At 58.4% G+C, this 26,645-nt stretch carries 20 protein-coding genes and 3 pseudogenes; 11 read left to right on the forward strand and 12 right to left on the reverse strand.

What is annotated here, in order from left to right; genetic code table 11:
* Window positions 1–3: 3 nt before the first annotated feature.
* From B9N88_RS03310 to B9N88_RS03320, 3 genes are all read right to left on the reverse strand, one after another.
* Window positions 4–1,395 (reverse strand): NAD(P)/FAD-dependent oxidoreductase, encoded by a 1,392-nt coding sequence (locus B9N88_RS03310; RefSeq protein WP_027603288.1) that lies wholly within the window; start codon window positions 1,393–1,395, stop codon window positions 4–6.
* Window positions 1,396–1,566: 171 nt separating this feature from the next.
* The gene (locus B9N88_RS03315) at window positions 1,567–1,908 is read right to left on the reverse strand and encodes a RidA family protein (RefSeq protein ID WP_027603289.1); all 342 of its coding nucleotides are present in this window, start codon (window positions 1,906–1,908) and stop codon (window positions 1,567–1,569) included.
* A 10-nt stretch (window positions 1,909–1,918) separates the two neighbouring features.
* Window positions 1,919–2,269 (reverse strand): cupin domain-containing protein, encoded by a 351-nt coding sequence (locus B9N88_RS03320; protein ID WP_027603290.1) that lies wholly within the window; start codon window positions 2,267–2,269, stop codon window positions 1,919–1,921.
* 238 nt (window positions 2,270–2,507) lie between these two features.
* Here B9N88_RS03320 and B9N88_RS03325 point away from each other — a divergent pair, with 238 nt between their 5' ends.
* The 8 genes and pseudogenes from B9N88_RS03325 (at window position 2,508) to B9N88_RS32555 (ending at window position 10,734) form a co-directional block, all read left to right on the forward strand.
* Window positions 2,508–3,425: a quaternary amine ABC transporter ATP-binding protein gene (locus tag B9N88_RS03325; RefSeq protein WP_081744352.1), complete on the forward strand. Its 918-nt coding sequence runs from the start codon at window positions 2,508–2,510 to the stop codon at window positions 3,423–3,425.
* Window positions 3,426–3,452: 27 nt separating this feature from the next.
* The gene (gene proW / locus B9N88_RS03330; RefSeq protein ID WP_027603291.1) at window positions 3,453–4,403 is read left to right on the forward strand and encodes a glycine betaine/L-proline ABC transporter permease ProW; all 951 of its coding nucleotides are present in this window, start codon (window positions 3,453–3,455) and stop codon (window positions 4,401–4,403) included.
* 55 nt (window positions 4,404–4,458) lie between these two features.
* On the forward strand, window positions 4,459–5,487 hold the full coding sequence (proX, locus tag B9N88_RS03335; RefSeq protein ID WP_027603292.1) for a glycine betaine/L-proline ABC transporter substrate-binding protein ProX: 1,029 nt from the start codon (window positions 4,459–4,461) through the stop codon (window positions 5,485–5,487).
* Between the two features lie 92 nt (window positions 5,488–5,579).
* Window positions 5,580–6,920, forward strand: coding sequence for a dimethylsulfonioproprionate lyase DddP (gene dddP / locus B9N88_RS03340; protein WP_043293223.1), 1,341 nt, complete (start codon window positions 5,580–5,582; stop codon window positions 6,918–6,920).
* Between the two features lie 29 nt (window positions 6,921–6,949).
* Window positions 6,950–8,146: a formaldehyde dehydrogenase, glutathione-independent gene (gene fdhA / locus B9N88_RS03345; RefSeq protein WP_027603294.1), complete on the forward strand. Its 1,197-nt coding sequence runs from the start codon at window positions 6,950–6,952 to the stop codon at window positions 8,144–8,146.
* 490 nt (window positions 8,147–8,636) lie between these two features.
* Window positions 8,637–9,662, forward strand: a complete 1,026-nt coding sequence (locus tag B9N88_RS03350; protein ID WP_027603295.1) for an ABC transporter substrate-binding protein — start codon at window positions 8,637–8,639, stop codon at window positions 9,660–9,662.
* Window positions 9,663–9,766: 104 nt separating this feature from the next.
* Window positions 9,767–10,000, forward strand: a pseudogene (locus B9N88_RS32225) (hypothetical protein); the annotation flags it as partial.
* Window positions 10,001–10,500: 500 nt separating this feature from the next.
* Window positions 10,501–10,734: a hypothetical protein gene (locus tag B9N88_RS32555; RefSeq protein WP_027603297.1), complete on the forward strand. Its 234-nt coding sequence runs from the start codon at window positions 10,501–10,503 to the stop codon at window positions 10,732–10,734.
* A 224-nt stretch (window positions 10,735–10,958) separates the two neighbouring features.
* Here B9N88_RS32555 and B9N88_RS03365 read toward each other — a convergent pair whose 3' ends face one another.
* From B9N88_RS03365 to B9N88_RS03385, 5 genes are all read right to left on the reverse strand, one after another.
* Window positions 10,959–12,587: a BCCT family transporter gene (locus tag B9N88_RS03365; RefSeq protein ID WP_027603298.1), complete on the reverse strand. Its 1,629-nt coding sequence runs from the start codon at window positions 12,585–12,587 to the stop codon at window positions 10,959–10,961.
* Window positions 12,588–12,657: 70 nt separating this feature from the next.
* Window positions 12,658–13,785 carry an FAD-binding oxidoreductase gene (locus B9N88_RS03370; RefSeq protein WP_027603299.1) on the reverse strand — a complete coding sequence of 376 codons (1,128 nt, stop codon included), beginning with the start codon at window positions 13,783–13,785 and terminating at the stop codon, window positions 12,658–12,660.
* A gap of 5 nt (window positions 13,786–13,790) precedes the next feature.
* Window positions 13,791–15,047, reverse strand: coding sequence for an aromatic ring-hydroxylating oxygenase subunit alpha (locus B9N88_RS03375; protein ID WP_027603300.1), 1,257 nt, complete (start codon window positions 15,045–15,047; stop codon window positions 13,791–13,793).
* A 131-nt stretch (window positions 15,048–15,178) separates the two neighbouring features.
* Entirely contained in the window at window positions 15,179–16,117 is a 939-nt protein-coding gene (locus B9N88_RS03380) for a LysR substrate-binding domain-containing protein (RefSeq protein WP_027603301.1), read from the reverse strand.
* Window positions 16,118–16,225: 108 nt separating this feature from the next.
* The gene (locus B9N88_RS03385; RefSeq protein WP_027603302.1) at window positions 16,226–17,677 is read right to left on the reverse strand and encodes an aldehyde dehydrogenase family protein; all 1,452 of its coding nucleotides are present in this window, start codon (window positions 17,675–17,677) and stop codon (window positions 16,226–16,228) included.
* Between the two features lie 218 nt (window positions 17,678–17,895).
* On the opposite strand from B9N88_RS03385, the gene B9N88_RS03390 reads away from it, so the two are divergent.
* The gene (locus tag B9N88_RS03390; protein WP_043293225.1) at window positions 17,896–18,921 is read left to right on the forward strand and encodes a GlxA family transcriptional regulator; all 1,026 of its coding nucleotides are present in this window, start codon (window positions 17,896–17,898) and stop codon (window positions 18,919–18,921) included.
* On the opposite strand, the gene B9N88_RS03395 is transcribed toward B9N88_RS03390, so the two are convergent.
* The 3 genes and pseudogenes from B9N88_RS03395 to B9N88_RS33145 form a co-directional block, all read right to left on the reverse strand.
* Window positions 18,918–19,700 carry an NAD(P)-binding domain-containing protein gene (locus B9N88_RS03395; protein WP_027603303.1) on the reverse strand — a complete coding sequence of 261 codons (783 nt, stop codon included), beginning with the start codon at window positions 19,698–19,700 and terminating at the stop codon, window positions 18,918–18,920. The two genes, B9N88_RS03390 and B9N88_RS03395, sit on opposite strands and share 4 nt — an antisense overlap.
* Window positions 19,701–19,710: 10 nt before the next feature.
* Window positions 19,711–21,030, reverse strand: a complete 1,320-nt coding sequence (locus B9N88_RS03400; protein ID WP_027603304.1) for an NAD(P)/FAD-dependent oxidoreductase — start codon at window positions 21,028–21,030, stop codon at window positions 19,711–19,713.
* Window positions 21,031–21,140: 110 nt separating this feature from the next.
* Window positions 21,141–21,424 (reverse strand): annotated as a pseudogene (locus B9N88_RS33145) (hypothetical protein); the annotation flags it as partial.
* 186 nt (window positions 21,425–21,610) lie between these two features.
* On the opposite strand from B9N88_RS33145, the pseudogene dapE reads away from it, so the two are divergent.
* Window positions 21,611–22,460 (forward strand): annotated as a pseudogene (gene dapE, locus B9N88_RS03410) (succinyl-diaminopimelate desuccinylase); the annotation flags it as partial.
* Window positions 22,461–22,502: 42 nt separating this feature from the next.
* On the opposite strand, the gene B9N88_RS03415 reads toward dapE, so the two are convergent.
* Window positions 22,503–23,405 (reverse strand): LysR substrate-binding domain-containing protein, encoded by a 903-nt coding sequence (locus tag B9N88_RS03415; RefSeq protein ID WP_027603308.1) that lies wholly within the window; start codon window positions 23,403–23,405, stop codon window positions 22,503–22,505.
* Window positions 23,406–23,562: 157 nt separating this feature from the next.
* Between B9N88_RS03415 and B9N88_RS03420 the strand changes: the two genes are divergently transcribed.
* Window positions 23,563–26,592: a D-2-hydroxyglutarate dehydrogenase YdiJ gene (locus B9N88_RS03420; RefSeq protein ID WP_027603309.1), complete on the forward strand. Its 3,030-nt coding sequence runs from the start codon at window positions 23,563–23,565 to the stop codon at window positions 26,590–26,592.
* Window positions 26,593–26,645: the final 53 nt, after the last annotated feature.

Here is a 26,645-nt window from a genome sequence, read left to right on the forward strand (position 1 = left end):
TCCTTATTTCTTCTGTGCTGGCACGTAGCCGGCTGGGGCCATGGCGACCAGTTGGCGAGTGACGAAGCCGGCGTCCTGGTCGTGATCCTCCAGAGATTCCTTGCGCACTAGCGCATCACGCACCATATGTGCGCCAAAGAAGCGAAACGGCTCGGGTGGCAAGAGCTTCATGCTCTGGTTGACCAGGCCGCAGTTGGCCCATTCGTCATTGGCGTGTTCGACCAGCGACTTGATGATGCGGCTGGCGAATACGGTGGTGGCCACGCCATTGCCGGAGAAACCGATGCCGTAGGCGATATTCTGGTGGTGGTCGAGGTAGCCGAAGTTCGGTAAACCTTTCATCGCCCGGTCAATCGGGCCAGTCCAACTGCTGACGATCGGCACGTCGGACAGTTGTGGGTACAGGCGACGCAGCTCGGCGGCTACCTTGTCGGCCGCTGGCGAAGGTTTCTCGTAGAGTTTGCCGATGCGCCCGGCGTAGGCGAACTGACCCAACGGCTTGCCAAAGACGACGCGGCCGTCCGGGGTGTTGCGCCAGTAGTTGAGCACGGTGCGTGAATCCGTCATGCATTCGCCGCCGCTGAAGCCAATGGCATCCAGCTTGGCCTTTATCGGCGCGGTGGCCACCATGTCGCTGGACATGATTGCGATCATCCGGCGCAGCTCAGGGAAGCGCGCGCCCCAGGCGTTCATCGCCAGTACCACGCGGTCGGCCCGCACGGTGCCACGCTCGGTGTGTACCACTGGGTTGGCGCCTTGTTCCAGGCGGGTGAGCGGGGTTTTCTCGTAAATCTTTACACCCAGTTTCAGCGCGACACGGCGAAGGCCTCGGGCGAGCATCGCCGGCTGTACGGTGGCGGCGTTGGGGTCGTAGATACCGCCCAGCACCAGGGGCGAGCCAACTCGACTTTGAATGGTCTGCCGGTCCAGGTCCTGGAACGGGTTGACGCCCAGGTTCTGCAAGCCTTCAGTCAGCACCCGCCAGGAATTCATCTGGCGTTGGTTGGTGGCCGTCCACAGCCAGCCGTCCTTGCGGTACTGCGCGTCGATGCCGTGCTCCTCACAGAAACTGCCGATCTCGTTGATCGCCGACTCCGCCGCTTCGCAAATACGCCGCGCCTCGACATCACCGCAAATGGTCCGCAACGAAAGGTACTTGCCCCACCAGTTCGTCGCGATACCGCCGTTGCGGCCGCTGGCGCCGGCCCCACAGCGATCGCGTTCGACGATGACGATATTCTTTTCCGGGTTGGCCTGTTTCAAGCGAATGGCTGACCACAAACCCAGGTAGCCACCGCCGACAATGCACACATCGGCTTGAATCGATTCCTGCAGGGCAGGGGCCAGATCGCTGTCCAGGTCCAGCGCCTGGGCATACCAGAGTCCACGGTACATAAGGGGTGCCTTCGAGCTTGTTGTTTTGTGAGCGTATGGTGCGCAGCGGCGCTAATCGGTCGCTATGACACAGGGGACAATTGATAGAAGGACGCTGACGTGCGATCACATAATTAAAAAAGCTGCCGGGGCAGATGGGCCCGCGACAGCTTGAGGACTGCACAGGGGCCGTCAGAGCTGGCCGAACGCCTGGATCTCGATGCGGTACTGCGGCGTAGCGAGCGCGGCCCCGACACAGGCGCGTACCGGCGGCTGGTCGCCCACCCAGGCGTCATACACTTCGTTCATCGCGTCGAACTCGCTCATGTCGGCCAGCCAGATCTGCATGCGGGTCAGGTTTGCCTTGCCCGCGCCGACCTGGGCCAGCCACTGCTCCAACTGTTGCAGTACACAGCGGGTCTGCTCGGCAATCGCTTGCTGAGGCGCCAGGGCAACGATGCCGCTGGTTTCGATTCGGCCGTCCACCAGCACCAGTTGGCTGGCGCGTGGGCCGATGTTGATACGTTCAATCATCACCCGCTCCTTAGAACAGCACGTAAGTCTTGCGCAGCGCTTCGCGGATGTCCCACACGCCTTCACAGTTCTCGGGGAACAGCACCGCATCTCCAGCGCGCAGTTCAACCGGTTCGCCGCCGTCTGGGGTGAAAGTGCACCAGCCGCTGACGATGTGGCTGAACTCGCGGTTCTTGAGGTGCCGGCGGAACACCCCTGGGCTGCTTTCCCACACACCAATACTCGCGCCAACGGCGTCATCATTCTGGGCCTGGCCGGTGGCGGCGAGGGCAATCGGCTCGCCGATCGGGAGGCGCGCCGGCGCGGTTTCGCCCAGAGGCGAAGCAGCGGCGTTGCGAACGACAGTCAAGACTTGGCTCATAAGTGTTTCCTTCAGAAGCTTGTTAGGTTCAAGGATTACGGCGGTGGGACTGTCGTTACTTTTGCACTGGCGTCGGCGAGGTGCATATAACAGAAAGGACCGGTCATTGGGTGCAGCGCCACGAGGCGGATTATTTCGGTGCCGGGATAATACAAATTGACCCTCTCATACAATTCAGCGCGAATCGACCGGGATAGAGTTCAGCTCGTTCGGTTAAAAATATAAAAAAGAGGGTCGTATGAACCATACCGATGACATTCTCTGCGTGAAGAGCATCTACAAGGTTTTTGGTCCCAACTCGGACATGGCCATGAAGATGTTGAACAACGGCGCTGATAAGGACGAGATTTTCAAAAAGACCGGCCATGTGGTCGGTGTGTTCGATGCCAGTTTTTCCGTAAAGCGTGGCGAGATCTTCGTGATCATGGGCCTCTCGGGTTCCGGCAAATCGACCATGGTTCGATTGTTCAATCGCTTGATCGAGCCCACCTCTGGCAGCATTTTTCTCAACGGCCGGGAAATCACCGGGTTGAGCGACAAGGCACTGCTCGATGTACGCCGCAAAGAGATGAGCATGGTCTTCCAGTCCTTTGCGCTGATGCCGCACATGAGCGTGCTTGAAAACACTGCGTTTGGCCTGGAAGTTTCCGGTGTCAGTGAAGACGAACGGCATGTACGGGCCCGCGAAGCCCTGGCCCAGGTTGGCCTCGCCGGCCAGGAATACAGCTACCCCCATCAGCTTTCAGGTGGCATGCAGCAGCGTGTTGGCCTGGCCCGTGCGCTGGCGAACGACCCAACGATCCTGCTGATGGATGAAGCGTTCTCCGCCCTCGACCCATTGATCCGTCACGAAATGCAGGGTGAGCTGATCCGCCTGCAGGCCGAGCAGCAACGCACCATCATTTTCATCTCCCATGACATCGAAGAAGCCGCCCGTATCGGCCATCGCATCGCGATCATGGAGGGCGGGCGCATCGTCCAGATCGGCACGCCGCTGGAGTTGATCAACCACCCCGCCAACGACTACGTGCGTGCGTTTTTCAAAGGCTTCGATGTTTCGCGGTTGCTCAACAGCGATGACGTTCCTGCGGTGGATCCGGCTGCGGTCTGCGGTGTCTGCCAAAAAACGCTGAGCCACGTGCAGAGCCACCACTGAGCGACCTGACAAGAGAGGCAAGCCACGATGTCTGATTTCAGTTTTCTCGATCCCTTCCAGTCCGCCACGATCCCTTTGGGCGTCTGGGTGGAAAGTGTTCTGAACTACATGGTTCATAATTTCCGTGATGTTTTCCGGGCCATCCGCTGGCCGATTGACCAGGTGCTGAATGGCATCGAGTTCACCTTGCAGAGCATCCCTCCGACCATTGGCATCCTTCTGTCGTCACTGTTGGGCTGGCAACTCGCGGGTAAGCGCATGGCATTGCTGTGCTTTGTGACGCTGACGCTGTTGGGCTTGATCGGTGTCTGGTCGGAATCCATGACTACCCTGGCTTTGGTCCTCACTTCGGTGTTTTTCTGCGCCCTGATCGGCATCCCGCTGGGCATCGCCTGTGCGCGTAGCGACGGTCTGGAGAGGGTCATCAGGCCGCTGCTAGACGCGATGCAAACATTGCCCGCGTTCGTATATCTGGTACCGGTGGTGATGTTGTTCGGTATCGGCAACGTGCCGGGTGTGTTGGTGACCATCGTATTTGCTCTGCCGCCGCTGGTACGCTTGACCAACCTGGGCATCCGCCAGGTGCCTGAAGACAAAATCGAAGCGGCCCGCGCCTTCGGCTGCACGCCACGGCAAATGCTGACCCGCGTCCAGTTGCCGCTGGCCAGCTCGACCATCATGGCCGGGCTCAACCAGACCCTGATGCTGTCACTGTCGATGGTGGTGATCGCCTCGATGATTTCCGTCGGTGGGCTGGGTCAAATGGTCTTGCGCGGCATTGGCCGACTCGACATGGGGCTCGCCACCGTTGGCGGTGTCGGGCTGGTATTGCTCGCGATCTTTCTGGATCGCCTGACCCAGGCCATGGGCGCGAGGGCCTCCGACCCGAGTCGGCGCTGGTTTAACACCGGCCCCGTGGGCGTACTGATGCGCTTGATGGGTATCGGCCAACCTAAAGTGCGGCGCGAGACTGCGTAAGACTCTCCATTCTATCTACCGCAATCCAGACAAAAACCATAAAAGGTACGCGAAGATGCACGACTCAAAATTCACTCGTCGATTCCTGCAGTGCGCCTCGGCACTTGCGCTCAGTGTTGTCTGCCTTAGCGCAAGCGCTTCGGCGGACAAGCCAGGGGAGGGTGTGAAGATCACCCCGGCGTTTCCTTCTGTCGATGAAGAGCGCTTCCGTGGCGAAATCGCTTTGGCTGGTTTGCGTGAGCTGGGTTACAAGGTGCAAACACCGAAGGAAACCGAGTACGCCACGATGGTCCTGGCGGTCGGTTTCGGCGATGCCGATTTCACTGTGAATTTCTGGGACAAGCTGCACGCCAGTTTCTACAAAAAGGCCGGTGGCGACGAAAATATGCTGAAGGTCGGCGACATTTTGCCGGGTGTTTTGCAGGGCTACGTGATAGACAAGAAGACCGCCGATAAATACAACATCAAGTACATCACCGACCTGAAAAAGCCGGAGATCGCCAAGCTGTTTGACACCGACGGCGACGGCAAGGCCGACATGACCGGCTGTAATCCTGGCTGGGGCTGTGAGCTGGTGATTGAGTACCAGATGAAAGCCTACGACTTGCAGAAGTCGATTCACGTTAATCAGGGTTCGTACTTCGCATTGATGGCCGACACGATTACCCGGTTCAAGGAAGGCAAGCCGGTGTTCTATTACACCTGGTCGCCGCAATGGGTTGCGGGTGTACTGGTTGACGGGCGTGACGTTGTTTGGCTGGAGGTGCCCAAGACCGATTTGCCGGGCGGCGACAACACGGTTAACACCATATACCAAGGCAAAAATCTGGGCTTTGCGGTGGACAAGGTCCAGGCGCTCATCAACCGTAAATTTGCCGAGAAGAACCCGGCAGCGGTGAAGTATCTGTCGCTGGTCAGTATTCCTGCGGCAGATGAAAGTGCGCAGAACCTGAAAATGCAGCAAGGCGAGAAATCCATGGCGGATATCCAACGGCATGCAAAAGAGTGGATCGCTGCGCATCAGGAACAGTTTGATGGGTGGGTCAAGGCTGCGCGTGCAGCAGCTACCCAGGCGAGTAACTGATCCTCACCGCTTACAGAACGGGCTGCTACTGATTTCCCGGCAGGAGCCTGTTCCACACCTATCCTAAAAGACGTCAGGATGACCGGACTATCATGAAGAGTTCTCCACTCTCCATCGCCGCCGACACCCGCCGAATCGACCCTGCCCGCCGCCGCGCGCTCAAGGCCGACGGCTCACTGGATGACAACGACCGCACCGAAATCGGCCCGACACCACTGGCCTTCGCAGAATGGTCCCGGCTTGGTCTCGAAGCCCCCCAGCTATCTACGATGCGCGAATACCGTCTGCAGCGTATCAAGGCGCAGTTGGTTGCCCGTGACGTCGCTGGCATCCTGCTGTTTGATCCCCTGAACATTCGCTACGCCACCGACACCACCAACATGCAGGTATGGACTACTCATAACCCGGCCCGTGCCTGTTTTGTAGCGGCCAGTGGGTATGTGGTGCTGTGGGACTTCCATGGTTGCGACCATCTTTCGGCGCACCTGCCTTTGGTCAGCGAGCTGAGAAGCGGCGCTTCGTTCTTTTACTTTGAAACCGGAGACCGCACTGGGCAACACGCTGCACGCTTCGCCGCACAAATAGATGATTTGCTGCGAACCCATGGCGGCGGCAACCGCAGGTTGGCCGTGGACCGTATCGAAATCGCCGGCCTGCGCGCGCTGGACGCCCTGGGTGTGGAGGTCCAGAGCGGCCAGGAAATCACCGAGCTTGCGCGAGTGATCAAAGGCCCGGACGAGATCAAGTCCATGCGCTGCGCGGTGGCTTCCTGTGAGGCGTCAATCGCCGAAATGCGCCTGGCGATGCGCAGCGGCGCTACCGAGAACGATGTCTGGGCGGCACTTCATACTGGCAATATTCGTCGCGGAGGCGAGTGGATCGAAACGCGCATTTTGAGCTCCGGCCCACGCACCAATCCCTGGTATCAAGAGTCCGGCCCGCGGGTGCTCAGCGACGGCGACCTGTTGTCGTTCGACACCGACCTGATCGGCGTTTACGGCATGTGCGTGGATATGTCGCGTAGCTGGATTTGTGGGGGTCGAGAACCCAGCGCTGAACAGAAGCGCCTGTACCGCATTGCCCACGAGCACATCAGCTTCAACGCCGGTCTGGTTCGCCCTGGCATTGGCTTCACCGAGCTGACGGCCCTCGGCCACCGGCTGCCTGAGTCCTGTCGCGCCCAGCGATACGGCGTGATGTTCCACGGTGTGGGGCTGTGCGACGAGTATCCGTGCATCCGCTACCCGGAAGATGTCGATTCGTATGGCTATGAGGGCGTGCTGCAACCGGGTATGGCGCTCTGCGTCGAGGCCTACATAGGCGAAGTGGGCGGTCGCGATGGCATCAAGCTGGAGAATCAGTTGCTGGTGACTGAGAGCGGCTGTGAGGTGCTGACCCGCTATCCGTTCGAGAGCAGTTTTCTGCAGGATTAAACACGTAGCTGTCACAGGAGTAGACAAACATGAGTGCATATAACAGAGGTGTGGTTTATCAGGGCGCCGGCAAGGTTGAGGTGCAGAACATCGACTATCCCAAGATGCAGGACCCGCGTGGCAGAAAGATCGAGCACGGGGTGATCTTGAAGGTGGTCGCTACCAATATTTGTGGCTCCGACCAGCACATGGTCCGCGGCCGTACCACCGCCCAGGTTGGCCTGGTGCTGGGGCATGAGATTACCGGTGTTGTCATCGAGAGGGGCAAAGACGTCGAGCACCTGCAGACCGGCGATCTGGTCTCGGTGCCGTTCAACGTCGCCTGCGGCCGTTGCCGTTCCTGCAAGGAAATGCACACCGGTGTGTGCCTGACCGTCAATCCGGCGCGCGCCGGCGGTGCCTACGGTTACGTCGATATGGGTGACTGGACCGGCGGCCAGGCTGAATACGTGCTGGTGCCGTATGCCGACTTCAACCTTCTGAAGCTGCCGGACCGAGACAAAGCCATGGAGAAAATCCGTGACCTGACGTGCCTCTCGGATATTTTACCGACCGGTTATCACGGTGCCGTGACGGCCGGTGTGGGTCCAGGCAGTACCGTTTATATCGCGGGTGCTGGTCCGGTCGGTCTGGCTGCCGCGGCCTCTGCGCGCCTGCTCGGTGCGGCAGTGGTGATTGTGGGTGACTTGAACCCTGCACGTCTGGCCCACGCCAAGGCCCAGGGTTTCGAGATCGCGGACCTTTCCCTGGACACGCCGCTGCACGAGCAGATCGTCAGCCTGCTTGGCGAACCGGAAGTGGACTGCGCGGTCGATGCCGTTGGCTTCGAAGCCCGTGGGCATGGCCATGAAGGCGCCAAGCACGAAGCCCCGGCTACCGTGCTCAATTCTTTGATGGGCGTGGTACGGGTTGCCGGCAAGATCGGTATTCCCGGTCTTTACGTCACTGAAGACCCGGGTGCGGTCGACGCAGCGGCGAAAGTCGGTGCACTCAGCATCCGTTTTGGTCTGGGTTGGGCCAAATCCCACAGCTTTCATACGGGCCAGACGCCGGTGATGAAGTACAACCGCGCACTGATGCAGGCGATCATGTGGGACCGCATTAACATTGCTGAAATAGTCGGTGTGCAGGTCATCAGTCTGGATGACGCACCGAAGGGTTACGGCGAGTTCGATGCCGGCGTGCCGAAGAAATTTGTCATAGACCCACACAAGACATTCTCCTGAAAACTGCCTTGGCCGTCTTATCTGGCGGCCTTGTTGTAGCGAAGCATCCAGAATAAACGCAACATTTGCGATTATCCCATTATCTCAAGAAACAACGGTATCAGCTCCAGCCTCTCCGGTTTTGGCAACTCCACCCAAGCCGGCAGGCGTATCATCGGCCGCCCGCAATGCTTTCAATAACACTCAATTCAAACGGTGTATTGGACTGAGATGAAGTTTGGAACACTTCATCCTGCCCGGCCTTTTAAAGATCTTCCAATCGAACGCGCTAACGCATCGGCTGGATGACATCCAGCTCAAGAATGCTGGCGGGGCGCATCTGGATCTGACGATTTGTCAGTACGCAATACGATGCCCGGCATTGGAAGCTAGTCAACTAGCTGCTTAGCCAGCCGCTTCGTGTCCAATCATGAATACCGATGATGGCTATCGCATCTGACTGACTCCCAACCCTTTCATACATCACTGATAACAACACCAAGAGGTGAACATGAAGCGTTTAGTATTCGCCACCCTGCTTATGGGCCTGGCCTTCAACTCAGTGGCCGCTGATCTCACTGTTGTCTCCTTCGGCGGCGCGAGCAAGGCTGTCCAGAGCAAGGCATTCTTCAAACCGTTCGAGCAGTCCGCAAAAAAACAGCTGGTTATCGGCGAGTGGAATGGTGAAATGGGCATGATCAAGGCCATGGTTGACACCCACAGCGTGGCTTGGGACGTGGTGCAGATCGAAGGTTCAGAGCTGATGCGCGGCTGTGAAGAAGGCATGTTCGAGAAAATCGACCCAGCGGTGTTTAGCGATGCCGTCAACTATGTGCCTGGCACCCTTACCGAGTGTGGTGCCGGGGTGTTAGCTTGGTCGATGGTTATGACTTACGACAGCAATCGTCTTACAGTCGCCCCCAGTGGTTGGGCAGATTTCTGGGACACTCAGAAATATCCCGGCAAACGCGCCCTGCGTAAGGGAGCCAAGTACACTATGGAAATAGCTCTCCTCGCCGATGGTGTAGCTCCTGACCAGCTTTACAAAGTGCTGAGAACTCCAGAGGGAGTGGAGCGGGCATTCCGCAAACTGGATCAGATCAAGTCTTCAATCCAGTGGTGGGAGTCCGGAGCCCAGCCCATGCAGTTTCTGGCGAGCGGCGACGTGGTCATGAGCACTGCATACAACGGTAGAGTATTCGCTGCTCAACAGGAAGGCGCGGCGATGAAGTTGGTATGGAATGGCAGTCTGTACGCGATCGACTCTTGGGCTATTCCTAAGGGGAGCCCCAATAAGCGTCTAGCCGAAGAATTCATGGCCTTCTCGCTTCGACCCGAGCAACAAAAAATCCATACAGAACAATTAGGTTACGGCTCGACCAACCTAAAAACTAACACCTTGCTCTCACCAGGCTTGGTTTCCCAGCTCAATACGGCGCCGCAGAACTTGGCTCAGGCACTACCTATGGATATGGGCTTTTGGGTTGATCACGGTGAAGATTTGGAGGAGCGGTTTATCATGTGGGCCGCTCGGTAGGATAGACTTCTAGTTATGGAGGAAGAGCAGGCAGTCGGATTTTGAGACAACCGGTGACCGACTCACAATGCCTGCCCATAGGTCTCAAGTAACATCCACGCAACAAGTCCGACGCTGAGTTGAAGTTCATCGCCGATCAATGTGTTTTTTTCGGTTTGACCATGTTTACTCTGTTCCTGGACAAAGGCGTGGATGAGACTATCGAGGATTTTGCTGAGGCCATCGAATACATCATGAACATCGTCGAGGGAAATGCTTTTGGCACCTACCTCACTGAGCACACGTTCAGGCCTTCTTTAAGTGCCCGGCCCACAACAAAGGTTGTGCATGGTATCTAACGCGCTTCGATGCATCGGGCATCCGTACTGCCGATAATTCTCAATCTGATCAAGATACTGCTCAGGGGCGGGCATCTCGAGCGGTGAGTATAAAAACTCATGGAGGAGAGCAGGGTACGGATGTTCAGGAACGTGTGGTATTAATGTTGCCATCTGGTGGTGATCAACACGAGTACAGTGGTAGAGCCAATGATCGAACCAAGACGAGTGAAGGGAACGCGTTTTGGCATCATACTTTGCTTGCTATCGATGTTTATCTTCGCGGCCCAGGACGGCATCATCAAAACACTCGTCAAAGATCTGCCAGTGTTGCAGTTAGTGATGGTGCGATACTGGGTGTTCCTGCTGTTCGCGTTATGTTTTGTGCGGATACGAGGCGGCGTTGGCAGTGCGTTGAAAACCGCCCATCCCTGGCAGCAGCTGTTCCGCTCGCTATTAGGTATTTTCGAGATCGTTGTCTTCCGGATTGGCGCTACGCTATTTAGGATTGGCCGAGACGCATGCGATTTACGTTCAACTATTCCCTGCTGGTGTTCGCTTCAGTGCTGGGCGTGGTGTGGTTTGGTGAAGCGCTGGAGACCACCTTGGTGGTAGGCGCGTTGCTGGTGGTGCTTGGGGGGCTCCTATTCGCTACGGCGTTGCCAATGAGAAGGGCGATGTATTTTTACGCCGGCCCTTGGTTGTTCGTCGATGGTGAGGCCTTCTGTGAACGGATCATGTGGTCGAAATCCTAGTTATTCGAGTCGTAGATCCGATGCTTACCTGGGATGTTTGGAACGCTGCGGGTGGCGACGCAGGGGGCAGCATGGGTGTTAACTGTGTTGACGTTCTCTAGAAAAACACAGTTAACTCCGAATGCCCGCGAGTGAAAATGTACTAACGCAGCGAAAGCAAATGTCATTCTGGTAGCGCTTGAGCCCTCAAAATCCTGTTAAGGGGGCGCTGCGATTGGCGTGCGTCAGCTAATTTCGGTGAGCTGTGATTGCTGCGTTGACAGCTCGGCGGGAACCGTAATGGTTGCAAGCTCTGCATTCGTCCGCAAAGCGCGCAGCAGACCCCAGCTCGCCAGCACCATGTAGATGGCAATAGGCAAGCCGATCACGATACTGGCCATCTGAATCGCCACCAGGCCGCCGGCGATGATCAGGCTGGCGGCAATCGCACCCTCCAGCACACACCACAGCACCCTCAGCCAGTTTGGCGGGTGAATGCTGCCCATCGAGTTGAGCATGCACAGCACTTGGGTGCCGGCATCGGCGGCGGTCACAAAATGCACCGCCAGCAGCAGGCAGACGATTACGCTGAGAATGCCTCCCAGAACCTGGCCATTCAAGCGTTCCAGCAGAGTGAACATCGCCGTTGTGGTTTCTTTGCGGGTGGCTTCCAGAATCGGGCCGCCCGCAAACGGACCGGCAACAGCCTGCTCAGCTACCGGCAGGCTGTTGTACGCGTGACGGTTCGTTTGTTCATCCTTCAGTGCGGTGCCTCCAAATACCGCCATCCACAAAATGGTGACCAGCGTCGGTACCAGCAGTGCGCCGACCACCAATTCGCGGATGGTCCGGCCACGGGAAATACGTGCAATGAACAGGCCTACAAACGGCCCCCAGGTCATCCACCAAGGCAGGTAAAAGGCCGTCCAGGAATTTTGCCAGCCGCTGTCGCCCTGGGTGTCGGTCCAAAGGCTCAGGCCAATGATATTTTGCAGGTAGTCGCCTGTCGATTCGAACAGCAGGTTCATGATGTAGTGGGTCGGGCCCAGGGCCAGCACCACCAGCATCAGCCCCAGGGAAATGAACATGTTGAGCGTCGATAAGCGCTTCATGCCACGGGATACACCGGCCACCAATGAAATCGAGGCAATTACTGTGACCACGGCGATGATCCCCAGCTTGAATGACAGACTGATCGGCACGCCAAACACGTGGTTTAGGCCGGTATTGATCTGCTCCACGCCCATCCCCAGCGACTGCGATACACCAAAGGCGGTCACGGCGGCGCCGATGATGTCGACGGTGTGGCCGATAGGCCCGTAGATACGCTTGCCGATCAGCGGGTAGAGCACCGAACGCAGCGCCAGTGGCAGGCCTTCGCGGTAGGCAAAATACGCCAGTCCCAAACCGATGATGGTAAAGATCGCCCAAGGATGCAGACCCCAGTGGAACAGGGTAATGCGCATCGCCATCGAGGCTGCCTGATCGCTCAGGCCCGGGGAAAATGGATTGTTGGCGTAGTGCAGTACGGGTTCGGCTACTGACCAGAAAATTAGGCCCACGCCCATGCCAGCGCTGAACAGCATAGAGATCCACGCTGCGAAGCTGAACTCGGGCTTTTCGTCGGGGCGCCCGAGTTTCAAGGTGCCGTGTTGGCTGAAAGCGATGAACATCAGTAATCCGAGCACGCCGCTGACCAGGGCAATGTAGAACCATTTCAAGTTGTTCAGAATGGCGTCGGAGGCGGTTTTGAACACCCCGGCGGCCTGGTCGCCGTAGGAAGCACAAAGCACCACAAAAGCGGTGACGATAAACAGCGATCCGATGGTCACCACCGGATTCAGGCCCTTCAACGGGCCAATTTTTGCACGCATCGGCTATTACCTTTTTATTCTTGGGATGCCGGAAGGTAGGTATCGAAAAAAGGCGCCCGAAGGCGCCCTCTCATAGATCGATAACCAGATTTGAAGTCGGGCGACTGCAGCACAGCAAGCGCAGACCCTTGTCTATCTCGCGCTGGCGGATGCCGCCGTTGTGTTTCATCTCCACGCTGCCTTCGAGCACGGCGGTCTTGCACGTGCCACATACGCCCTGGCTGCAGGAAGAGGGCACCACCGCACCAGCCTTTTTCGCCGCCGATAGCACGGTCTGGTCGGCGGTCATGGTGAATTCCTTGCCCGAGCGGGCCAGGCGCACGGTGAAGGTATCCAGCGCCTGACCGGGTGCAGTGATCGGCGTCGGTTCAACGACGACGTCGGCGTTTATATCGAAGCTCTCCTGGTGATAACTCGCCATGTTGAAACCGGCACTGCCCAGCAATGCCTTGGCCGCATCCATGTAGCCTTTGGGGCCGCAGGTGAAGACGGCGCGCTCCATGAAGTCGGGGATTCGCTGCTGAAGTTCGTTGATCGACAAGCGCCCGATCGGGCCGGCCCAGTCCGGTTCGTCGCCCAGGCCCTCACAGAAGAACAGGGTGCGCAGGCGCGGCATGGAGCGTTCGAGGCGGGCCAGCTCATCTCGGAAGATGATGTCTTTGGGTGTGCGCGCGCTGTGCACGAAGACAATGTCCAGGTCTGCATGCAGGTCGGCCGCGGCACGGGTCATCGCCATCAGCGGGGTGATGCCCGAACCGGCGGAAAGGTACAGCAGCTTGCGCGCCGGCCCCGCCACCGGGGTAAATATTCCCGCTGGGCCGGAGGCCGCCAGTGCATCACCCGCCTTGAGATTATCGTGTAACCAATTGGAAACCGCGCCACCCGGTACTCGCTTGACGGTGATCGAGAAGGTGAACGGGCGGGTCGGTGTGGAGGACAGCGTGTAGCAGCGCGATATGCTCTGGCCCTCAATGACGGGGGACACGGTCAGGAACTGGCCGGGTTCGTAGGCTAGAGCAGGGTAATCTGGGGAATGGAACACGAACGTCTTCACGTCGTGGGTCTCGGCCACCACGCTCAGGCATTCAATGCGTTTACTCTCGCCGCTGGCCCACTGGGCGCCGTGGGCGGCCCAGTGATCGGCATCGACGAAGCGCTGGTCAGCGCGCAGGCTGGCGATGTTCTCGAGTATGCTCATCACCGTTAAATTCCATGCACTGCAAGGCGGGCGTCGTACCAGCGGACGAATTGGTCAACGTACGGCTCGGTAAACTCGGAATAGGGGCCGGGGATATAAGCTGGATCTTGAGTGCCGCTATGGGTAATTGCAACCAGGTTGGCATCCTGCTGGGTGGTGGCAACCCAAACTTCGGTGAGGCGTTGGAGGTCGTAATCGACACCTTCCACCGCATCTTGGTGCACCAGCCACTTGGTGCGCACCAAGGTTCGATCCGGCGCCAGCGGGATGATCCAACTGATCATCGCGTGGTCGCTCATCACGTGGGCCCAGCCATTGTTGCCCCACAGGTGCGTGTCGCCGAGATCGCGACGGGTGAGGTTGCCCAGCAGCTTAGTGCAAGCGACCTTGGTGTCGAGGGTCTGGGATTCGCCGCTGCCGGCGATGATCATGCGCTGGGTACGGAACTGGGTAGCGCTATCGCCGTCCAGGTACTCCACGGGGGTATAGAGGTGGCCTTCACTTTCCCAGCTGGCTTCAATCCCGGCTTTGCGGATCTGATAGGCATCATAGGAGGCGCGCGCCTCTTCGCTCATTTCTTCGAAACTGACGCCGAGGTCTTCGGCCTGATAAGACACGATCAACTCCGGGTGGGTACCCGCACAGTGATAACACTCGCGGTTGTTTTCCATCACCAGTTTCCAATTACCGTTCTCGATATAGTCAAGCTCGTAGGCGATGCGCGTTTTGGTCAACTCATACGGTGCAAAACGTGCGCCCATGACCTCTTCCTGGATGGCAATATCTGCTGGCGCGTTCTCGCTCAGGCACACAAATACATGCGCACCGATCACTTTGCAGTGCACCGGGATCAGGCTGCGGCATTTTGGATCGAAGCCCTTGCCCATATGCGCCGCGTGTTTGAGGCTACCGTCCAGGTCGTAGGTCCACTGGTGGTAGGGGCAAACCAGCATGCCTACGGTCGACTTGCCAGGTGCTTTGAGACGCGCACCGCGGTGGCGGCAGACGTTGCGGTAGGCGCGAATCTGTTCATCATCATCGCGCAGCACCATGATCGACGATTGGCCGATATCGGTGGTGAAGACATCGCCGGGCTCGGCAATGTCTGCGGTCACAGCAACCAATATCCAATGCTGGGTGAAGAATATGTCGACGTCAGTTTCGAATATATCCTGTCGACTGAAAACTTCGCCTGGAAGACCACAACTAAGTTCCCGAGACTCGATCACTTCACGGTGCGTTTTAATCGGCGCAATGCTCATTATTAATCCTCAGGCATTTTTATTTTAAGTATTACCAATGCGTGTACAAGGATTATCTGAGTGGCTAAAAATACCGTCAATGCGCCTATTTTTACGGCTCGCATTACATCAAGTTATGAGTGTGCTTTCGATTATTTTGACAGGGGTTCACGGTCCTGAAGCCAGCGGATCACTGCCCAGGCTTCAGGTGTCGCGCTGCGTCCATCCGGGATAACCGCGTAGTAAGCATCGGTGGGGCGAACAAAAAAAGGCTCGAGTCGAACCAGTTCGCCACTGGCTATCAGGTGTTCCACCGCACGCCCCCAGCCAAGGCCGATGCCGTGGCCGTGGAGTGCGGCATGGACGACATCGGCGTGCAGGTTACAGCGCAGGGTGTAGTGCAACTTGTGTGTCATCAGCCCCAACTGCTTGAACCAGCCTTTCCAGGTCATCCAGCCTTCGGTGGTAGAGTCGGAGTCCAGCAGGCCCGTACCAGCCAATGCCTCGAGGGTTTCGGGCCTGGGGTTTCGGGCCAACCACCCAGGCGAGCAGACGGGAAAGATTTCTTCGTCGAATAACAGGATCGCTTCGCCGTCATCCCACTGACCGTTGCCATAGCGTACGTAAAGATCGGCTTCCTGGGTGCGCAAGTCACCGGTGAACATCTGCGTGACAAGGCGAAGCTGGATGTCCGGCAGCGTATCGCGCAGACGCGACAGGCGAGGAAGCAGTTGAAACTGCGAGAAGGAAGAGGTGACGCCAAGGATGATTTCCCTCCGCCCACCTTCCTGGTTGATTTGGTCGAATACCGTAGCGATTTTTTGCAGCGACTCGGAAATGGTCGCGAACAGGGCCAGACCCTCATTGGTCAGTTCGATGCTGCGGTGCAAGCGGTGAAACAGTTGTGCCCCGACGTTTTCTTCGAGCACCTTGACCTGCTTGCTGACGGCCGCCTGGGTAACCCCAAGCTCCTTGGCTGCTTGGGTGAAGCTTTTCAGGCGGGCGACGGATTCAAACTGGAGGAGGGCAGTCATCGACGGAATGATCCGCCGGTAACCTTTGTGTCGGGTGCTGGCTTCTTGAGCTTTCAATGTTTTTCTTACTCATAGGTAGGCGAGTCGGTCACGCCACGAGCTCGCTCCACACAGTGTACGCGTCGCTGCTTAATTCTGCGGGCGGGCTCGTCAGCGTCAGGCCGCTCAAGCTAACTGATAAGTCGTCTTGACACGGGTAAAGAACTGCCGCGCATGGGTGCCTTGCTCACGCGACCCCAAGCTCGATGCACCATTGCCACCAAACGGCACATGGTAGTCGACCCCGGCGGTCGGCAGGTTGACCATCACCATCCCCGCCGAACTGTTGCGCTTGAAGTGTTCGGCATGACGCAGCGATGTGGTGACGATGCCCGCAGACAAACCGAATACGGTGTCCTCGGCAGCGGCGAACGCCTCTTCGTAATCGCGTACCTTCAGCACACTCAACACCGGTCCGAAGATCTCCTCGCGGTAAATGCGCATGTCCGGGCGTACGTCGATAAACAGTGCGGGTGTAAACAAATGCGCGCCCGCCGGGTTTTCCACGCGCTCGCCACCGCACACCAGCGTTGCGCCTTGCTCAAGGCCGCTGGCTACGTATGCTAGGTTCTGCTCCAATTGCCGCGCATCCACCACTGGGCCGATATCGGTGGCGACTTGCAGTGCATCTCCGACCGTCAGGGCGCGAGTCCGCTCGGCCAGCCGAGTCACGAAAGCATCATGAATACCCGCGGTGACGATCACCCGTGAACTGGCGGTGCAGCGCTGGCCAGTGCTGTAGAACGAACCGTTGAGCGTCACCTCAACTGCCTGTTCCAGGTCGGCATCATCGAGGACGATCAGCGGGTTTTTGCCGCCCATTTCCAGTTGCACCTTCTTCATGCCTTGCGCCGCGAGCAAGGCGATCTGCCGGCCGGTGTGCTCGGAGCCGGTGAAGCTGATGCCATCGATCTGTGGCGAGCGAATCAGCGTATCGCCGACGCTGCGACCCGGACCGACCAGCAGGTTGAACACACCCGCTGGCAGGCCGGCCCGGGAGATGATTTCGGACAACGCCCAAGCTGAGGACGGCACCAACTCCGCGGGCTTGAACACCACGCAGTTACCGAAGCAGAGCGCCGGGGCGATCTTCCAGGCAGGGATTGCAATCGGAAAGTTCCACGGTGCGATGATGCCGATCACGCCCAACGGCTGGGTGATGACGTCAATGCCCACATCCTGGCGCACAGACTCGTATTTCTCGCCCGAGGCTCGCAGCGCTTCCTGGGCGTAGAACTTGAACGAGCGACCGGCGCGGTCCACTTCCCCCAGCGCCTCGCGCACGACCTTGCCCTCCTCGCGGGCGAGCAGCGTGGCCAGCTCTTCGCGGCGGGCGAGGATTTCGCTGCCGATAAAATCCAGCGCGTCGGCGCGCAGCTGCGGGTTGCTCCGCGCCCACTGTGGCTGAGCACGGCGGGCGGCGGCGATGGCCTGTTCGGTCAGGGCCTGGTCGGCGCGCACAAAACGCTCGATCACTTCCTGCGGGTTGGACGGGTTGCGGTTTTCCAGCAGGTCGCTGCTGTTGTCGAGGGGAACGAAGGCGCCGTTGACGTAGCTGCTTTTAGTGACGGGGTTCATGCGGACCGAATCCTTTATTCTTGGGTTTTCCCGCATGATGCTCAGCGTAAGCCGGTGTCCGCTATTACGGGCATGACAATTGATAGGACACCGGGGTCGGTCAGCGCCTGGCTTGTCCTGAATCTATGATATAGCTGTCTTTGTATGATATTTCGGACTCCTTGCCCGTCTTATAATGAGCTTGCCGAACATCCCCCAGCTGCACTGGAGAGCGAAACATGAACATTCAGCCCGCCAAGGTTAAACCGGACTTGCGTGTCGGTTTCGTGCTGATGAATCAGTTCACGCTGGTACCCGTGGCAGGCCTGGTGGACTCCCTGCGGTTTGCCGCCGATAAGTCGTTCCGCAGTCAGCAAGTGTACTGTCAGTGGGATTGGATGACCTGTAATGACCAGCCGATCTACGCCAGCTGTGGCATGCCGATTTCGCCCACCCGGCCATTGAATCTTTTCGCCCAGTACGACTACATCGTGATCGCTGGAGGTTTGCTGGGAGAGACACGTAACCCGCCCGACTGGCTGCTCGATGCACTGCGAGACGTGCATGCGGCCGACATCCCGATTATCGCGCTGTGTTCGGCCTCCTTCGTACTGGGTAAAGCCAAGCTGCTCGATGGCCGGCGGTGCGCGGTGCATTTCACCATTCGCGAGGAGTTCGAAACGTTGTTTCCCCTGGCAAACTCGGTTATCGACAAGAGTTACGTGGAAGACAGCGGCATCATCACCTGTCCTGGCGGCACCGCCATCGACCTGGCCGCCAGCCTGATCCGCCGTCATTGCGGTGAGGTGCGGGCGCAGAAAGGCCTGGAATACCTGTTGGTGGAGGACCGGGCCGAAGATGAGCAGCAGACCAATCGTGTCTACCAGAACGATAGGGTGGAGCGGGCCATCGCCTTCATGCGTGACAACCTGGATGTGTCACTGTCTCTCAAGGCGGTTGCGGAAGCGGTCGGCACACACCCGCGGCAACTGCACCGCGAATTCGTGGCCAATACTCAGGAACCACCGGCCAACTACTGGCGCAAGCTGCGTTTGGATCACGCCCGTCGCCTACTCGTCAACACCAGCCAAAACGTCACCACCATCGCCTTGGCCAGCGGTTTCTCCGACGCCTCGCACTTCATTCTGTGGTTTCGCAAGCAGTATGGTGAGACACCCTACAGCTTCCGCAAGCGCCGGCATGAAGTGGAACGTTTCAACACTGGCCGACTCGGCGAGAGTCTCAGGGTGGACCCGGAGTTTTAGGGCGATGGGGGCCGTGAGCGATTGAGCAGGGCATCGAATACGACTTCGCAGGCCGCGCCCCACGTCGCGCTGCCTGGCTGGTGATTGAGCACATCCAGACCGGTCGCCGTGAATGTGCCCGGTGTGGCTATCGCCCGGCCCAGCGCCTTGAGGCTGCGCTCCGGATGGGCGCGGGCGTTGAACAGACAATCTTCCAGATTTCCCAGTACCAGCGTTCGCGCCTGTCCGGCAGGCATGCCCTTGTCCACCAGCCAGTGTTGCAGGTCATGGAGCAGGAAATAGAACCAGCCATTCATGCAGGCTGCCACGGTGGCCAGCTCGAAAGCCGGTTCGTTGTCTACGACCACCAGCGAACCCAGAGGGCCAAGGCATTGCTGGGCCGTGTCGTCGGGCGGGTAGACGACCACGGTCGATTGGTTGAACTGGGCGGTGTAGGAGAGCATTACCCGCACGCAGACAGTTATGGGAAAGGTCGCCTGGAGCGTGTGCAAGTGCAGCCCGGCGACCAGGGAAAGCAGGTGCTGGCCGGGTTTGACGGTGATCTCGGCGGCCAGCTCCGCAACGCTGTCCGGCCGTACCCCGAGCAGCAGTATGCCGGCCTTGTCCACCAAGGCTTGATTGCTCGGCATGACCTCACAATTGCATTCATGGGCGAGTGCTTTGGCGCGTTCTGTGTTGCGCGGTGACAGCAGGATGATGCCGTCGAAGCCGCTGCGGCGCAGGCCGCGCACGACTTTTTCGGTGAGTTCGCCAACCCCCAGAACGCCCAGACTCTGCATGATGTCTCCTTCAGGCTTCCAGGCCAGCGCGGCGCTGGCCCCAGTTAAGGTTCAGATTCACCCCCAGGCTCAGCAATGGCTCTGGCGGGTTGCGGTTGGGGCCGGGCGAGCCTAGCAGGAAGGCCGTCAACTCGTCCTGTTCACCTGCCAACCAGTTGGCCAATAGTGTGCCCGTGGCGGTGCCACGCGTAATACCCAGACCGTTGCAGCACAGTGCCGCATAGACGTTCGGTGCCAAGCTGCCGAAGTAGGACAAGTGGTTGCGCGACATGCACATGGAGCCGCCCCAGGTGTAGTCGAACGGCATGTTCGCTAGCATCGGAAAGCGCCGATCAAACGACGTGCGGTGCTGGCGGGCGGCGCGGTCCAGAAAGCGCTGCTGGGCCTGCCCGCTGGCGTTAAAGCTGAAACTGTTACGCACCAGCAGACGCTGGTCGGGTGTGCGCCGCAATGTGGTGCCGAAAGGATCTGCAGGGATGATGCCCCAGGTCTGCTTGCCACCCAGGCGTGTCTGCTCTTCTTCGGTCAGCGGCCGGGTCATGCTCGCATACGTGAAGACCGGCAGCAGGCGGCCGGGTAAGAACCCGAAATGTGAGGCAAAGGCGTTGTTGCAGAGCAGCAGCTCGTCCGCAACAAATTCGCCGTTGGCGTGGAGCATCGTGATCTTGTCGCCCTGTTCGATACGGGTGATGACGGTGTTTTCGTAAAGGCTGACGTTCGACGGCAGGTTGTCGGCGAGCCCTCTGACCAATGCGGCTGGCTGCAACAGCATCGTGCCGGGGGTGTAAAGCGCCTGGCGATAGAACGACGTGCCAAGGTGTTCCGGCAAGTCGTGGGCATCGATCATTTCATAGGGCTGGCCGAGTTTGTCCAGGCCGCTGCGGTAGGCTTGCAGCACCGCCAGACCCTTGTCTTCTACGGCGGCCTGGTATTTGCCGTCCGAGCGCAGTTGGCAGTCTATGGAATAGTCTGCGACCCACGTGCGTATCATTGATTGAGCGAAGTAATTGAGCTTCAGGTTCATCCGCGCCGTGGCCGGATCGCCGATGTAGTCGGGGGCGCCGATGTCATGGGGCAAGTCGATAGCGAAGCCCGAATTACGTCCCGAGGCCCCATAACCGACCTGTTGCCCTTCGATCAGCACGATCTCGTCCTGGGGGAATTTCAGTGCCAGCTGGCGCGCGGCGGCGAGCCCGGTGAAGCCTGCGCCCAATACCACCCAGCGCGCCTTGGTGCGGCCGCTGTGGGCAGGGCGCGGGTGGCGTGACGGGCTGAGGTGGAACCAGCCGCAGCCATTGTCGTCGGCCGGGGTGGATGTATTTCTGTACATTGGTACCAGTCCTTTCTTTTTTGGCACTATCGCACTGGCTGCAGGTTGAGCCCTATAACGATCGGGACAACTTATGGGAGGTAGGGGTTATAAAGTGTCGGTGGCCATCGATCCATCGGCACTTTTGCCCACAGGTAGAAGCTGCCATCGGGCTTTTGACGTCCATCACCGGCGCGAGAATCGCGAGCACGGCGCCGAATTTTTCCCGGTACAGATCGCGGTTTTCTTGCACGTGATCTTCAACTTTCCAGGCGTACATGCTGGCCAGTTGACTATGCATCGGCATGGCGCAACCGTGGTAGGTCCGTTACAGAGGAAAGGCTTTGAGGATGTCCGCGTCGCCCGCGACGAACCGCGAACAGCGCTTCGCGCGTGCCGTTGGCAGGCAGGATGTGGCGCGCAGGGCCCAGCGGGACCTGCGCTACGCAAAGCGCTGCTGGCACTAATCGGCGATGGCCGTGCGCAACTCGGGTATCCCCAGTATCGCAGGGTATATCGCCATCTTGTCGAGATTGGCTGCCAGTGCCGCTTTGACGGAGGCCGGTGAAGGGGTGCTTGGGCTCCTCGATAGACAGCGTGATGCCAGATATTGATGATGGCGCGCCTGGCTCAAGTCGGCTTTTACTGGAGCCGATGAGGATTGAGAGCTTTGACAATTTCTGGGCGTCCCATGGTCGCCATAACGGTCCAGTGCTGTCTTTTGCCGGGGCATACCGACGTGGTGCCCACCGGGCCGTTGCGGGCGTGGAACATTCCGGCATTCGATGCCCTGATCGATGAGCAGGGGATGTTGCATCGCAGAGGTGCCGCCGACATGAATGGTAGCTTGGCGGCTGTGTTGGTAGCCGCTGAGCGTTTCGTGGTGGATTACCCTAATCACCGAGGGGCGGCGGCATTTCTGATCCCCAGCGATGAAGAGGGGCCTGCCCATTACGGACCAAGACGGTTGTCGAGTGCTTGATGGCGCGGCAGCAACGGCTGGATTGGTGCATTGTGGGCGAGCCGTCCAGCACCGCACTGGTAGACGATATCGTGAAGAATGGGTGGCGCGGTTCGCTGGGCGCGCCCCTCACTGTGCGCGGTGTTGAGGGGCATGTTGCATACCCGCATCTCGCCAAGAATCCGATTCATCTGGCGGCGCCGGCGTTGTCGGAACAGGCCAACGAGCATTGGGACAGTGGCAACGCGTTTTCCCTCCGACGAGCTTTCAGGTGTCGAACCTGAACGCAGGCACGGGCGCGACCAACGTGATTTCGGGTGATCTGGTCGCGGTATTCAATTTTCGCTTTTTGACCGAAGCAAGCGTCGAGGATTTGAAGCGCCGTGTCGCAGAGATCCTTGATAAGCATGCGCTGGACCGGCATATCGACTGGGCGTTATTGGGCCTGCCGTTTCTGACAGGACCCGGCGTACTGCTGGATGTGCTGACGGAAATCTACTACGAGACCCTGATCAAGTTTCTGGCCTGAGCCTCAATATTCTGGAAACGGTAGCGATAGGAGCCAGGCACTGAAGGCGCGCAAAGACAGGAGGTTCTGGTAGCGATTTGCGTAGATGAGGTAGTAGCTGCGGCCGCTTTCCACCGGTTCGAACAAGGCCACGAGCTCGCCACTTTTCAGCTCATCCTGCACCAGGATTTCAGGGACCAGGCCGATGCCGATCCCGGCTGATACCGCTTGAATCAGGTGCGCCGTGAGCTCGAAACTCGGGCCGGCACGCATGGCCTTGTGGTCAATGCCCTGGCTGTCAATCCAGTCAGACCAGGCGTTGGGCCTTGATACCACATTTAACAATGACTGCTCGGCGACGTCCCGAGGCGCCATTGAACGGTAGTCGGGCAGTGCCACCGGGCTGGCAATGACCAGCAGTTTTTCAGTCAGCAATGGATGCGAAATGAAGCCCGGCCAGTCTCCAGAGCCCACACAGATGATGGCGGTCATGTCGTGGGCGGAAGACTGAACGTCTTCGCGAATGATCCTGGAATGGATGTGGACCAGAATCTCCGGGTGTTTGGCGTAGAACTCGTGCATCCGCGGCAGCAGCCATTTCGAGCCCAGCGTTGGTAACACTGCCAGGTTCAACGGCCCGCCGTCATTCTTGAATGAAATGGTCTGCAGGGTTGCGCTTCGAATACGGCCCAACGCGGCGGCCAACTCGTGCTGGTAAAGCGCACCGGCAGCGGTCAATTCAATTCTTCTGCCTTCGCGCCTGAATAACTCGATTTCAAGTTGAGCTTCCAGGGTTTGCACCTGGCGGCTGACCGCGCTTTGGGTCAAGGCCAGCTCTTCGGCGGCCTTGGTAAAACTGCAATGCCGTGCGGCAGCTTCAAAGGCAACCAATAACGACATGGAGGGGGTCAGTCTTCTGGGGTTCATTCATAAAACTCATGCAAAACCAACGGGATTTACGTTTGCCATTAAAGCCACTGGCAGCAAAACTTGATAAAACCGTCTACCACTGCCCAGAGCGCTCTGTGCTCAGCATACGTAGTTTGAATGTATAGATCAGCTTTTCGCCTGCAGGAACTCACTCATGATTGCTCGGTTGTCGCCCCCGGAAACCCATAATACGAACTATGAAGCGTTTTTGGGCGCGCTCCATGCAGCCGGCTTTCAAGGTGAGATCGCTCGCCGTTACGGCGACCGGACGGTATTGGCCACTGACAACTCCATTTATCAACGTCTGCCTCAAGCCGCAGTGTTTCCACTCGACGAGCAGGACGTAGCGATTTTGTCACGGTTGGTGGCCGAGCCGGCACATAGTGCGGTGGTGCTCACGCCAAGGGGCGGCGGTACGGGCACCAACGGGCAGTCACTCACCGAGGGTGTAGTGGTAGATCTGTCCCGTCACCTGAACAACATTCTCGAAATAAACGTCGAAGAGCACTGGGTCAGGGTACAGAGCGGTGTCGTCAAGGATCAGCTGAACGCGGCGCTCAAGCCTCATGGATTGTTTTTCGCGCCCGAACTCTCGACCTCGAATCGCGCGACCATTGGCGGCATGATCAACACCGATGCGAGTGGCCAGGGGAGTTGCACCTACGGCAAGACCCGCGATCACGTGCTGGAGCTTTCGACGGTTTTGCTTGGGGGGTATCGCCTCACCAGCGCCTCCGTCGGTGTGGAGCATTTATCGGCACTGACAAAACGTGGTGATCGGATAGGGGAGGTCTACCGGTGTGCTGTGGACATCGCGGATAATCAGGCGGACTTGATCCGGGAGACGTTCCCCGCACTCAATCGCTGCCTGACGGGCTACGATTTGGCGCATCTGCGCGAAACCGACGGGCAGTTCAATCTGAACAGCGTTCTGTGCGGCTCTGAAGGCTCCCTCGGATTCATTGTTGAAGCCAAATTAAACGTCCTGCCTATCCCCAAATACTCCATTCTGGTCAACGTTCGGTACGCCGGATTTATGGATGCCTTGCGCGACGCCAAGGCGCTGATGGAAATGAAGCCCCTGTCGATCGAGACCGTGGATTCCAAAGTGCTGATGCTGGCGATGAAAGACATCGTATGGCATGGCGTTGCTGAATATTTCCCGCAAGATCCGGAGACGCCGACCCTCGGTATCAACCTCATTGAATTCAGTGGCGACGATGAAGCCTCGGTACAGCAGCGTGTTCACGACTTCGTATTGCACCTCAAGCGCGATACCTCAGTGGTTCGGTTGGGGCACACGCTCGCCATCGGCGCTGACGCCTTAAAGCGTGTGTACGCGATGCGCAAGCGCGCTGTCGGGTTGCTAGGTAATGTTAAAGGCGAGGCCAGGCCGCAGCCATTTGTCGAAGACACAGCCGTTCCGCCGGAAAACCTGGCTGATTTCATCCACGAGTTTCGCGCGTTGCTCGACAGCTATGACTTGCAATACGGCATGTTTGGCCATGTCGATGCAGGTGTGTTGCACGTGCGTCCGATCCTCGACATGAAAGACCCTGCGCAGGCGGCTCTGGTCCGGCCGATCTCCGATGCGGTCGCGGCCTTGACGCAAAAATACGGAGGGCTGCTGTGGGGCGAGCATGGCAAGGGCTTGAGGTCCCAGTACGTACCTGATTATTTCGGTGATTTGTACCCTGCGTTGCAAGCGCTCAAGGCGGCCTTCGATCCACGCAACCAACTCAATCCCGGCAAGATCGCCACGCCGAAAACCGTCCCGTCTGCTCGATTGACGCGCGTTGACGAAGTGCAATTGCGCGGCGAACTGGACCGCACCATTGATGAGCGCGTCTGGCGAAGCTACGACGCGGCTCTGCATTGCAATGGCAATGGTGCGTGCTACAACTTCGATCCTGATGACACTATGTGTCCCTCCTGGAAGGCAACGCGTAATCGTGTCCACTCGCCAAAAGGGCGCGCAACGCTGGTCCGTGAATGGCTGAGATTACAGGGGGAGCAGGGCGTCGATGTGCTGGCGGTCAACGAACCCGCGCAACTGAATGTGGCTCGCCGCGCGGTGAACAGCCTCGCGCAGAAGTTGGGGCAGCAGGATTTTTCCCACGAAGTTTATGAGGCAATGAGCGGTTGTCTGGCCTGCAAGTCATGCGCAGGCCAATGCCCGGTTAAAGTGAATGTGCCGGAGTTCCGCTCGCGCTTTCTTGAGCTCTATCACAGCCGCTATTTGCGTCCGCTCAAGGATTATCTGATCGGCTCGCTGGAATACACGGTGCCCTATATCGCCAGGATGCCGCGCTTCTACAATGTTGTGATGAGTGCGCGACCGGTTCGCTGGGTTCTCGAGCGAGCAGCCGGAATGATCGACAGCCCGCTACTCAGCCTAGTGGATTTTGCGGCTGTTTGCCGACGATGGGATGTGACGATAGCAACACCTGAACGGCTTGATGCGCTTTCAGATGAGCAGCGTAGAAAAAGCGTCATTCTCGTTCAGGACGCGTTCACCCGTTTTTTCGAAACGCCGCTGTTGGTTGATTGGATAGAGCTGATATCGAGGCTCGGTTACAATGTGTACTTGGCACCTTATGCGCCCAACGGCAAACCGCTTCAGGTACAGGGGTTCCTGAAAGCGTTTGAGAAGGCTGCCCAGTTCAATGGGCAGTCGTTATTCAGCCTCCAGCACTATCAAGTTCCCCTGGTGGGGCTCGACCCTGCGATGACCCTGGTCTATCGGCAGGAATACGCCAAGACCCTTCAACCAGGCAATGCGCCCCAGGTAATGCTTGCGCAGGAATGGCTGCTGAACGCGTTGCCGGAAAATAAAGCCACGCAAGCGAATGAGCCTTACCACTTCCTGCCCCACTGCACGGAAAAAACCAATGAGCCTGGCAGTATCAGCCAATGGCAGAAAGTTTTTGAACGCATGGGGCTCACGCTTCAGGTGCAGGCTAGCGGTTGTTGCGGGATGTCGGGTACTTACGGACATGAGGCGCGAAACGCCCAAACCTCCAAAACGATCTATGGGCAATCCTGGAAGCGGCTGATTGAGAAATTCAACCAGACGGGGCGAGTGGTTGCCGATGGTTATTCCTGTCGCAGCCAGGTTAAGCGTCAGGAGGGCGTGCAGATACTCCATCCTTTGCAGGTACTGTTAGCACGTATGAAGGCGTGATCGCTGGAGGTCGTCTACAGGACTAATACTGGGATATAGATGTGAAAACTTCG

Source organism: Pseudomonas sp. LAMO17WK12:I1, assembly GCF_900177315.1.
GTDB lineage: Bacteria > Pseudomonadota > Gammaproteobacteria > Pseudomonadales > Pseudomonadaceae > Aquipseudomonas > Aquipseudomonas marginalis.